The following is an 11434-nucleotide window of genomic DNA, read 5'->3' as shown; positions in this document are numbered from 1 at the left end:
AGATCACGCAGACCACGCAGACCATAATCAAGCATCACACAGCGACATCGTAGCTAAGTACCAATTTCAATGCGCAGATGTTAAGGCTGTTAAGGCATTAACACTTGAGTTATTCCAGGTATATCCTGCGATTGAAACGGTGCAAGCTGAGGCCGTGATGCAGTCGGGCCAATATTTTCAGCGCTTAGTTGCGGCAGCTAAGCGATGGAATCTAGAGTAAATTTATGGCTTCGGTAGATACAATTTTACATGCGGCAGAGCAGCAGTGCAGTGCAAACGGCGTTAAGTTAACCAGTAAGCGTAAGCATATTTTATCGGCCTTGCTGCAGTCAGAAAAAGCGCTGTCAGCTTATGAAATCACCGATTTTTGCCAGCAACATTTTGGTTTGTCGATGCCTACCATGTCGGTGTATCGAATACTGGATTTCTTGCAACAGCAACATTTGGTGCATGCCTTAAAAATTGCTAACAAGTATGTTGCTTGTTCGCATATCAGCTGTGAGCATGATCATCAGATACCACAGTTTTTAATTTGCAGCGCCTGTCAGCGAGTTAAAGAAGTCGGGATTAGCCAATCCCTCATGCAGTCATTGTCAGCCTGTGTTGATCAGGCAGGCTACCAACTGCAAAGTCCACAATTAGAGATGGATTGTCTATGCGAAAATTGCAAGCCATCACCCTCAGCTGCCTAAGCCAAAATTAGCTCGATCTATAAGACCTTATCGCATGATTAAATTTATTCGCCCATTCGGAGATTCCTTAGCCATTAGCCTGTCGATGCTATGCACGATTCATTGTCTATTACTGCCGGTGATTCTCGTCTGGCTGCCAACGCAAGCAGTATTACTGCTTGAGGATGAGTCGTTTCACCTTGGCATGCTAGCACTGGTAATTCCCTGTAGCCTCCTATCGTTGGCGTTGGGCTGTCAGAAGCATCGAAACTTTCGCTTATTTGCTTTAGGTGCAATCGGTGTGGCTGCGTTAATGCTTGCTATCACGCCACTGGCCGAGCTGTTGCTGGCTGAGGGTGAAACCGTGTTCACGGTGATGGGTGCTGGACTTATAGCGCTTGCCCATCTAATTAATTTTCGCTTATGTCGACAGCATGATTGTCACTGTGCCGATTCGGCCGCAAGTCCCTAGTTATGTCAAACTTGGCTATTCAAGCAGTACCTACGCATCTAATTACGGGTTTTCTAGGCGCAGGAAAAACGTCAACTATTCTGCATTTGCTGCAACAGCGCCCCGAACATGAACGCTGGGCGGTGTTAGTAAACGAATTTGGCGAAATTGGGGTTGATGGCAGCATTGTGTCTGCGCAGCAGTCTGCAGCGAGTGGGGTGTTTGTGCGCGAGGTGGCCGGAGGCTGTATGTGTTGCGCGTCGCAACTGCCCATGCAAATAGCATTGAATCAATTATTGAAGCAGGCCAAACCGCACCGTTTACTGATTGAGCCTACGGGGCTTGGGCATCCGCAGGAAATTGTGAATGTATTAACGGCGCCGCATTATCGCGAGGTGCTGGCGTTGCAGAAAGTGGTTACAGTTATTGATGCGCGTCAGTTGTCTTTGCCGCGCTATCGCGAGCACGCAAGCTTTCAGCAGCAGCTTAGCGTGGCAGACCTAATAATTGCTAATAAACAGGCGCAATACAGCAGTGACGATGCTGCGGCCTTGAGCGCATTATTGGCTGAGCCTGATTATCAATCAACAAGGCTAATGCGCACCGATTTTGGTGAAGTTCAGCTAGAAATGTTAACGGGTAATATGCATGAAAAACCTGTTCAAGATTGTCAGCATTCAGATCATCACAGCCACGATCATAAACATCAAGAGACCATCGACAGTTTGATGTCCCGTTCTCTCCCTGATAGCGGCATTCTCCAGGCTGTTAATCAGGGAGAGGGCTTTTTTAGCATCGGCTGGCGCTTTGCCCCAGAACTGGTGTTTGATTATGCTAAGTTGCTGCAGTTTTTTGCTGCATTAGAGATAGAACGCTTAAAAGCAGTATTTATAACCGACCAGGGGATTGTTGCCTTTAATATGGTGGCAGACCATTTGAGTCAACAGTCTGTGGATGAGTGTTTCGAAAGCCGCCTAGAGATTATCACCGCAGAGCACCAGTCAAGCTGGGATCAGCTGATTCAAGCCTGTATCCTGCAGTCAGAAGCCTGTTAATTTTTCGCGCTGATTCACAGATAGTTAGAGAATGGGCTGGCAGTTAAGAGAGGGGCTGGCAGTTATTCGTAGTAAGGCTCGATGCTATGCAGCGAAAGCTGGTAAGCCGCAATCGCGGTATCATTTTCAATCAACTCGGTACTCAGTTGTCCGTTCAGCCAAAATGCATCATACAGTGCTTTTAGCTCAATACCTTGAGGGTAATTGACGTACAAAATTTGATTGGGCGGCGGTGGTGGCAAATGAATGCAGGCGCCAAAAAAAGGCACAAAAAAGAACTCGGTAATCATAAACTCACTCTCGCCAAAACTCAGCGGCACTACAAAGCCTGGTAGCCGAATATAGGCTTGGTCCATGGCCTCAACAATATTGGTTGAGACTAAGGCCTGTTGATATGGATCATCCAAATCAACGTTTAGCTGAGCTTGAATCTGGCTGGCTATTTTATCTTCAAAACTGCCGTCCTCAACCTCATCCAGATAGGCAGGCGGGTTTAACAGCGCGTCTAACTCAGCCTGCGGCATCAGGTCCGTCCATTCAATTTGTTGATACTGAATAGGGCCATGTTGATGGCTGCTTGATATGTCGCTTGCCTTATCATCAGCGGTACTGCTGCTGGAAGGCCGAGCGACATCTGCTTTGGATGAGGCTATGTCAGCGGTTTTTTCTGATTCTGACTGACTACAGCCGAGTAGTAGCGATAGCGAAATAAAGCATATACTCATCAACAAACGAGCCGACGACGCTGGCATAGTGTAACCTTTAGATGACATTCTTTACGCTGCAGCATACACTGTGTTGAAACGCGGTAAAAGCGGATAAATGATAAAAACTAAGAGCAACAAGCATGATTATTGAGCTGCAGGATTTGCATTTTAGCTATGCTGACTCAGCTGATGCTGCAGTACTGAATATACCTAGCTGGTCCATGTCTGAACATACTTTTTTACATGGTCCTTCGGGCTGTGGAAAATCGACTTTATTGAATATTATCGCTGGCGTATTGCCCGGCTATCTTGGCATGGTGAAGGTGTTAGGTGAGTCGCTGCAGAATAAAAAAGCCTTTCAGCTTGATCGATTTCGCGCTCAACATATTGGCTATGTATTTCAACAATTTAATTTAATAGGCCATCTTTCGGCTATTGATAATGTGCGTGTAGCGCAGCATTTAGGTAATAAAAAATCTGCTAATGCCCTGCAAGCGGTTAAAGACAGCTTGCTGAATCTAGGCCTATCACTGGCTGAATGCCAGCAGCCGGTGCATAATTTGAGCATTGGTCAGCAGCAGCGGGTGGCCATTGCGCGCGCGATGATTAATCGACCGCAATTACTGATTGCTGACGAGCCCACATCCTCACTTGATCGTGCGTCAACCGAGGTTTTTATGCAGCAACTGTTTGCAACTGCAAATCAATTTGAAAGCAGTATCTTGTTTGTTAGTCACGATATGAGTTTGGCGGATTTTTTTCCGCATGTGTCATCATTGGCTTCCATAAATCAGCGCTAGGACTCGAGCGGGCGATGTTTTTAGAATTAGCGGTTAAAAGTATTTGGCATAGAAGGCTGTCTTTGAGCCTCACCGTTTTAGCTATGGCACTTAGCGTGATGACTATTTTAGGCGTTGAGCACATTCGTCATCAGGCGAAAGAGAGCTTCGCTAGTACGGTATCCGATGTGGATTTAATTGTCGGTGCCAGAACCGGGCCATTGAACTTGTTATTGTACTCAGTGTTTCATATTGGCGCTGCTACTCACGATATTAGCCCAGCTAGCTATAGCTGGCTAGCCAATCAAGCGCAGGTTGATTGGGCTGTACCGATTGCCCTGGGTGATTCGCATCGCGGTTTTAGGGTGGTTGGCACCAGCCGCGATTATTTTGACGTCATTGCCTACGGCCAGGCCAAAAAACTGGAATTTCAACAAGGGCAGGCGTTTGAGCAGATTTTTGATTTAGTCTTAGGTGCTGATGTGGCAGCGCAGCTGGGCTATGGTTTAGAAGATCAGCTTATTGTCTCCCATGGTTTATCGAGCAATAGTTTTAGTCGACACGATAAATTTCCCTTTACTGTGGTGGGTATTCTCGCTAAAACGGGCACTCCCGTTGATCAGTCCTTGCTGGTGAGCTTGCCAGGTTTAGACGCTATTCATCAAAGTGAACGGGTCGAGAATAGAGCACTCATCGCTGCAGAGCCGATCAAAACTAATATCACAGCAGTGATGCTTGGCTTGCAATCAAGACTCGCAATTTTTGCCACTCAGCGCAGCATAAATCGCTATGCGGAAGAGCCGCTAACCGCGATTTTACCTGGCGTGAGTTTACTAGAGTTATGGCAAATTATGGCTGTGTTAGAGAATGTGCTATTGCTCATTTCGAGCTTTGTATTGATCGCATCGCTACTGGGCTTGTCGGCATTGATGTTAATGTCGCTGCGTGAGCGCCGGCAAGAGATTTACTTATTGCGTATGATCGGTGCGTCACCGCTGTATTTATTTAGCCTAATTTTATTTGAAACGATGCTGGTGGTAATTACCAGTATTATACTTGGGCTGCTGAGTTTATTTGCCTTATTGTTTTTTGCCGACGCCTGGCTGCTGTCTGAGTTTGGTTTGGCGATAGGTCAGGGTATTCTGTATGCGCATAGCCTATGGCTGATTGCGGCTATTATATTGATTGGTTTATTGTTTTCTTTACTGCCAGCGCTTAGTGGTTTGTGGCATGCAAAACGTTGGCAGCAGCGATAGTGTATGCTTGTGAAATTAAACCATAAGCAAAATATTGAATTGAGCCTTACTCATACAGATAAATTCGCAAAACTATTCTGATACTTTTTAAGTAAACAATGCAGGCTGATTGCGTCTAACAGCTGAACAGTTGTTAGGGTGACTCAGTCTGTTGCCACCACTGCTTATCAATCGGAAATAGGCCGTGGTCGACCAAGGTGCTATAGAGTTTCTTTAAGTCGTGCTTGTTTAAAAAATCACCAATCGAGACAGTATGATGGTCATCACTTAGGCTGTATGCGGGTAAGTGTTGCTTAGATACACGTTTCTCACAAACTAAGTAGCAGGGCCTAGACAGCTGCTGTGGTTTACTAAGAGCGTGTATTCCTCTTTGGCAGAGGATTTGGTCATTGTAAATATTGATAATCTGTCGTTGGTAGGTGTATTTACATACCCGATAGAAAAGGTAGGAGAAGACTGCGATATCAATTAATACGAAGGGCAAAATCATCCAAACGCCCATGATTAACCATCCAATGCCGATGGCCAGCATAAAGCCGCTCAGTGCCATGATCATTTGACGTGTTTGCACCCAGGTAGCCGATCGATTGGGCTGCAGCAATACCTCAACGAACTGTGCATGCTGTTTTACCGTAACCACACTGAATGCCTCACACTGATAATCTTCATCCTGGCTTGTTTTACGCAGCAGACATCGATAAAGCTGTATAAAATCCAGTTTTTATTGTCACTTTTTGCCTCTGTTATGAACAGTTATTGCAAAAGCTATTCATAAAGCGATTGAAAAACTATGTAGCAACGCTTTTTAAATTCCAGTTGCCAAAGCCATCAATAAAAACAAAGTGTTTTAGCCTTATAGCCAAAAGCTGCAATAAATTTACTTGCGCAACTTAGCCACGTCTTCCGCTTTCGCCAGAGGCGCCTGGTTGCCCCATTCAGTCCGCTCGTGGTTAACCACTGCTGCGATCTCTGCATCACTCAACATTGCTGCAAATGCCGGCATCGGCGAAGCATAGGCAACCCCATCGATAGTTTTGCCCGATAAGCCTTCGAGAATAGTAACAATATGTTCACTAGGGTCTTCAGCTAAAACTACCGCATTTCCGACCAAGGATGGAAAGACACCTGCTAAGCCTTGCCCCGTGGCTTGGTGACAGGCACTGCAGTTATTGCCATATACCTGATCACCCAGAGCCTGCCAGTCGCCAAATTCATCACTGTCCTCGACGGTGGCTGTTTCACTTGCCTCAGGCTTTGCAACGCTGGGCTTTGTGGTATTTTGTGCAAAATACTGCGGTGAAAACTCTTGATGCAGCTCCTGCGACAAATAACCAGCTCCCCAAGACAAAATCACTAGAAACAGCAACCAAGCCCATGTGGGAATAGGCGCAGGGGTTTCGATACGATGTGGCTCAAACTCATCGCCTACCACAGCCGAGTATGCGTTGGCCAAGACGGAAAAATTACCTGACACAGTCTCTCCAGATTTAATACCGTGAATCGCAATCTCAGGACCGTTTTGCACATTGAAGGGGATTAGTCGTTCACTGACAATATTTTGCTCATCGACAGCGCGAAAGCGCAACACATGCTGACCATCGGGAATAGTGCTAGAGTCAATTCGAAAACGATTGGGCGCATCAATGACCTGGAACGGCTGATCGGCATCGTCTAAATAAACTTCAATTTTCATGATAAACCTCGCTGTCTATCATTAAGATGCGTCGCTTAATGTGCTGTTGATCCTGCTCACCGGGCCAGAGGCTTAAAGAAATGCAGTAATAGTAAGCCGCAATCACAATCAAGGCCGCAATAGATACAATAAACCAGCCCAACACGGCATTGCCTTCACTGCCGTTATAACCGCAGGCCTGAATAATTAACTCGACATAATACAGTAATCGTTCACTTAAACTCATGGGTTCACCTCGACTTGTTTGAGGCTTTGGATATAACGAACCAAGGCAATTGCCTCATGATTAGCAACAATGATTTTATTCTCGGGGTTAAATTTAGGCGGCACTGCCACCGTAACTTCGCCTTTTTTAGCTTCATCGGTGGTATAGAATAACCAGGGATAGGCAGGCATCACCGAGCTTGGCACCACAGCTCGTGGATTGTAGAGATGAATCAAGTTCCAGACTTCAGAGGGCTGTCTTATGCCAACGTTGCTGAGGTCAGGGCCGGTGCGCTGGGTGCCCAATAACGGAGGCTGTTCCAGGGCATAATCACCAGCCAATGAGCCGCGACCATACTGCGCATCGACCGGTAAGTCACGGACAAACTGGGTGTGACAGACACCACAGCCCTCGCGCAAATAAACCTCGCGGCCCAGCGCCGCTTCACCAACAAGCGGCTCTATGCCGTCTAACGCCGGAGTACGTTGCGCTTGATATGCAGGTATAACCGCAATGATTAGACTTAAAAACAGAAATATACCGCCAGCAAGGCCGACAATGATGCGGTGGTCAGTATCAAATCTCATGATGCAAGCTCCGCATTGGTGACAGTCTTACGCTGATAAACGGCCTTATGTGGCCTCAGCGACCATAGATTAAGCATAAACACAAAATGACTAAGCACCATCAATGTGCCGCCAATGGTGCGCCATAGCCACATTGGCGACGCTGCCTGCATCGATTTTACAAATGCTGCACCTTCAACCCACGCCATGCCTTGCAGTACGCCGGCGATTGAGATTGAAATCACGTACATGCTGGCACCGACAAAGGCTAGCCAAAAATGCAGCGCTATCGCGCGTTGAGATATTCGCCGATTGGTAATGCGTGGCACAAGTCCATAGATGGCGCCCCAGATACAAAAGGCGACAAAGCCATACATGGCTAAATGCGAGTGACCCACGGTGAAGTTGGTAAAGTGCCAATAAATATTGGCAGAGCGAAATGCTTCTATCGTGCCTTGGGTAGAGGCCAGTGCATAGCCCCAGATACCAACCAGTAAGAAAATCACCGAGTAATCACGTCGTACTTTGCGCCAAGAGCCTTTAGCGGTAAGGAAAAAGTTACCAAAGCCTGCCCATACCGGCACCATCATACCAACGCTAAACAGAATCGCAGTGGTTTGCACCCACCATGCGACTGGGCTAAAGATAAAGTGATGAGCGCCGATCAAAGTATAAAACAGCAGGGCTGTCCAAAAGCCCAAAGCACCCAGCGCATAAGAGTAAATAGGCTTGCTCAACATGCGCGGCAGCGCATAATAATTTATGCCAAGCACCATGGGTGTAAAAAACATGCCAACCGCGTTGTGCATAAAATAGCCTTGAATGACTGTGCTGCCCATGCCTTGTTGATAAAACGGTAGATAGGCGATGATGACAATAATGCTACACCAACAAAAAGCGCCGAGAATATACCAGTTAGAGACATATATCTCAGGAATTTTACGGTGCTTGATCGTGCCAAATACGGTGCTAAAAATAGCAATCAGGCCTGCCGCATACAGCGTCATCAGCGGCCAGATCATTTCGCGGTATTCCTGCGGGCCGCGGCTAATACCCAAGGACATGGTGATAACCACTAAAAACAGCGCGAGATTCCAGGCATACAAGCCCATTTGCGCAAATTCGGGCCGGTGTAGCGGTGTTTTCGAGGTGCGCGATACAACAAATAGCGCGAGCCCCATCAGCGCCATTGACGACCAGCCAAACATCACTAAATTCGTATGAATAGGGCGAATGCGGCCAAATGACAGGTAAGACAGCGTCATCCAGTCGGGCCAATAGAGTTTTATCGCGGCAATCAGACCGTATAAAGTGCCTATAATCAGCCAGGCGCAGGCCGAAAAGAGAAAGGCATAAACTAACTTCTGCGTATCATGCTCTAAACCTGCGGGGCGATCTTGAGTATTTATATCCATGCATTAAGCCTTGCGTTTAGCGTATCGGCAGCCTTGCCGATAGGGGTTGAGGTTGAGATGAAATCGACGATGCGTCCATCGGGCGCTACCACATAAATAATAGCACTGTGTTGTGATTTGTCTTGCTGCGCGGCAAAGGGGGCGACCGCATTAAACGCGAGCGCCGCTCGAGCAATAGCCGCTTCGCTGCCGGTAAGGCCAACAATTCTTGCGTCAAAGAAGCTTACATAACTGGCTAACACCTCTGGCGTATCAACTTTAGGATCAACCGTGATAAACAGTGGTTTAACCGAATGCCCCGGGGTGCGTTGATCTAAAGAGTGCATTAGCTGTCGAATAAAACTCATCTGCGTTGGGCAGACATCGGGGCAGTGGGTAAAGCCAAAAAAGACTAGGGCAAAATGCCCTTGAATATCCATCTCAGTGAGTGACTGATTTTGGTGGCTGGTTAGTTTGAAGTAGATGTGATCGTCTGCATCATCAATATGCAGTAGGCCAAATGCTAAGAACAGCGTTAGCACTGATAAGCTTACGCCAGTGAGCAAAAGTAATTTTTGCGCTGCTAACCGCTGCATTTATCTTGATCCCTAAGAGAAATGTAAGTTGGTCGTGCTGTTTTAGATAACGAGGTACTTAAACGTCAACGTTATTCGCTACTAGCTTAGCGAATTATCTTATGACTTATCAAGTTAAGGATGAAAAACGGGGTGAATGCTTTGCTGAATGCATCAGTAAAAGGCTATTTTAGCGATTGGCGAGCAATAATGGGCGGGAGACAAAATAACCTTGGGCATACTTAACGCCGATAGTTTTTAGGTAATCAACGGTGTCTTGATTATCTACATACTCTGCACAAACCTCTAAGTTTTGACTGTTTGCAATCATCATGCTGGCCTTAACAAAAGCCTGCTGTTTTGGACTGCGCGCAAGGTCTTTAATAAATAAGCCGTCAATTTTTAACAATTTTGCCATGGGAAAACGGTTGAGGTATTCATAGCTTGCCAAACCGGTGCCAAAGTCATCAATAGCCAGCTGAAAACCAAGATTGGTCAGCGCCATGGCATTGCGCTCGGCTTGCTGCCAGTCTCGAATATGGTCAGATTCAGTAATTTCAAAACACAAGGTCTGCTGCGGATAGTCACTGGCCTTGAGGTTATCGTTAAGCCAGCTGATAAAACCCTTATCAGACAGCGATGCGCCGGTAATATTGATATTAATGCGAGACAGTCGCTGCAGCGGTTTGGTATGCAGCTGTTTGGCAGCTTGCTTGATCACTAAGCGATCAAACTTACTGAGTGCATCAAAACTTTTTAAGGTATCAATAAATTCGATTGGGCTTATGACTTTGCCCTGCATTGAGAGGCGCGAGAGTAATTCAGCCGAGGTGATTTTACCCAGCTCCAGATTTAAGATCGGCTGATAGTAAATTTGTAAGCCATCATGCTCTAAGGCATGCATATAAGCTAAGTATTTTTCTAGCTGCGCGAGTTGCTGATCAATCAACTCATCATGCAGAGGGCCATAGATGCGATGGTTGGGTAGGGTTAAGGCAATATTCAATGCGGCATTGGCGTATGACATATTTTTATCAAAGCCGTCTGTGTTGCAGCGAATTAAGCCCCAGCCTAAGTCAATATAGTTGCCACTTTTGCCCAGCGCGACTTCAAGCTGTTGTAGGTTTTCAGCACGCTGCGCCAAATTACGCTCGGACAGCACCACAAACCGCATTTCTGCTATGTGATAAATCGTATGCTCAGGCAATGCATCGCGCAGCGTTTGCGCCATCACTTGTTCAAGTTCTGCAATCTCTATGGTCGAAAGGGTTTGATTAATGCTGTCCCGATCTTTGGTTTGTACAATATTTAAGTACTCTGGGGCCTGTGCTTGGTAGTCTTGACGCAGTTGCATGCGGTTTGGGCATAAGGTTTGTTGATTATGGCTGGCAAGAAAGGCGTTTTTACCAATCAGGTATTGTTGCTTAGCGCGGCTTTGATGCAGCACTTGGGTTGCCATCAATACAGCAATGAGCCAAAAGGTGACAAACAAAAAGGCTTCAATTTGACGCTCGTCTGCCAGTTGCTGTACCCCGTAGCCTGCCGAAAGCGTAATCACGATTGCCAGCAAGAAGGATGCAAAGGCCAAGCTTTGGCGGTTATAACGGCTAATCATCACCGCAAACAAGGGAAACAGCAAGACTTCTGCGGCGCTAGCATAACCGCTAAAACCATAAACTTTGAATGCCGCAGGTACAGCCGCCATGGCCAAGGTGAAACATAGCGGGCTAAGCGATGGCCAATGTTTGCGTTGTCCCAGTTTAAGCATTGCTTCGCTAAGCGGTAAAAAAATCAATACCCCTAAAAAATCCGCTAGAGCATACACAAGCAGGGTATCAATAAACTTGTAGTTAGCCAGTTGTTGATGATAAAGAAAGGTACCGATTAAGGAGCTTGGCACCAGCGCAACAAGCACAATCGCAATATAATCACTGAAGACAAAATAGGGTTTTCTGCGGCCAAAAAAAGTATGCTCGCTGTACCTGCGCATAAGTGAATAGACAATGGGGCCGATCAGCGTGAGCGGGAGTAAGCTGGCCACTTGCCAGGGCGTTGATGATAAATACGCCCAAGCTAACATGC

The 11434-nt window shown here is 46.6% G+C and carries 14 protein-coding genes; 6 read left to right on the top strand and 8 right to left on the bottom strand.

What is annotated here, in order from left to right; all coding sequences use genetic code 11:
- The 4 genes from HRU21_09960 to HRU21_09945 all read left to right on the top strand — a co-directional run.
- Positions 1-220, top strand: a 220-nt coding sequence (locus HRU21_09960) for a DUF2796 domain-containing protein (GenBank protein NRA42614.1), incomplete at its 5' end; no start/stop codon positions are given.
- Between the two features lie 4 nt (positions 221-224).
- Positions 225-692 carry a transcriptional repressor gene (locus tag HRU21_09955; GenBank protein NRA42613.1) on the top strand — a complete coding sequence of 156 codons (468 nt, stop codon included), beginning with the start codon at positions 225-227 and terminating at the stop codon, positions 690-692.
- A gap of 34 nt (positions 693-726) precedes the next feature.
- Positions 727-1143 (top strand): MerC domain-containing protein, encoded by a 417-nt coding sequence (locus tag HRU21_09950; protein NRA42612.1) that lies wholly within the window; start codon positions 727-729, stop codon positions 1141-1143.
- Between the two features lie 2 nt (positions 1144-1145).
- On the top strand, positions 1146-2177 hold the full coding sequence (locus tag HRU21_09945; protein NRA42611.1) for a GTP-binding protein: 1032 nt from the start codon (positions 1146-1148) through the stop codon (positions 2175-2177).
- A gap of 62 nt (positions 2178-2239) precedes the next feature.
- On the opposite strand, the gene HRU21_09940 is transcribed toward HRU21_09945, so the two are convergent.
- On the bottom strand, positions 2240-2902 hold the full coding sequence (locus HRU21_09940; GenBank protein ID NRA42610.1) for a DUF3299 domain-containing protein: 663 nt from the start codon (positions 2900-2902) through the stop codon (positions 2240-2242).
- Positions 2903-3024: 122 nt separating this feature from the next.
- Here HRU21_09940 and HRU21_09935 point away from each other — a divergent pair, with 122 nt between their 5' ends.
- Together HRU21_09935 and HRU21_09930 are read left to right on the top strand one after the other, a co-directional pair.
- Positions 3025-3684, top strand: coding sequence for an ATP-binding cassette domain-containing protein (locus HRU21_09935; protein ID NRA42609.1), 660 nt, complete (start codon positions 3025-3027; stop codon positions 3682-3684).
- A 14-nt stretch (positions 3685-3698) separates the two neighbouring features.
- A complete protein-coding gene (locus HRU21_09930; GenBank protein NRA42608.1) occupies positions 3699-4919 on the top strand; it encodes an ABC transporter permease in 1221 nt (406 codons plus the stop codon).
- Positions 4920-5052: 133 nt separating this feature from the next.
- Here HRU21_09930 and HRU21_09925 read toward each other — a convergent pair whose 3' ends face one another.
- From HRU21_09925 to HRU21_09895, 7 genes are all read right to left on the bottom strand, one after another.
- On the bottom strand, positions 5053-5559 hold the full coding sequence (locus HRU21_09925) for a DUF2244 domain-containing protein (protein NRA42607.1): 507 nt from the start codon (positions 5557-5559) through the stop codon (positions 5053-5055).
- Positions 5560-5796: 237 nt separating this feature from the next.
- Entirely contained in the window at positions 5797-6612 is an 816-nt protein-coding gene (locus HRU21_09920; protein NRA42606.1) for a cytochrome c, read from the bottom strand.
- Entirely contained in the window at positions 6602-6838 is a 237-nt protein-coding gene (locus HRU21_09915) for a hypothetical protein (protein NRA42605.1), read from the bottom strand. Before HRU21_09915 ends, HRU21_09920 begins: the two co-directional genes overlap by 11 nt.
- A complete protein-coding gene (locus HRU21_09910; protein ID NRA42604.1) occupies positions 6835-7404 on the bottom strand; it encodes a cbb3-type cytochrome c oxidase subunit II in 570 nt (189 codons plus the stop codon). Before HRU21_09910 ends, HRU21_09915 begins: the two co-directional genes overlap by 4 nt.
- Positions 7401-8798: a cbb3-type cytochrome c oxidase subunit I gene (locus tag HRU21_09905; GenBank protein NRA42603.1), complete on the bottom strand. Its 1398-nt coding sequence runs from the start codon at positions 8796-8798 to the stop codon at positions 7401-7403. Before HRU21_09905 ends, HRU21_09910 begins: the two co-directional genes overlap by 4 nt.
- On the bottom strand, positions 8789-9373 hold the full coding sequence (locus HRU21_09900; protein ID NRA42602.1) for an SCO family protein: 585 nt from the start codon (positions 9371-9373) through the stop codon (positions 8789-8791). Before HRU21_09900 ends, HRU21_09905 begins: the two co-directional genes overlap by 10 nt.
- A 169-nt stretch (positions 9374-9542) precedes the next feature.
- Positions 9543-11434: EAL domain-containing protein (locus HRU21_09895; protein ID NRA42601.1), on the bottom strand; the 1892-nt coding region annotated here is incomplete at its 5' end.

It is taken from the genome of Pseudomonadales bacterium, assembly GCA_013215025.1.
Classification (GTDB): domain Bacteria; phylum Pseudomonadota; class Gammaproteobacteria; order Pseudomonadales; family DT-91; genus DT-91.
The sequence above is the reverse complement of the archived record's forward strand: the minus strand, read 5'-3'. Positions and strand labels throughout refer to the sequence as shown.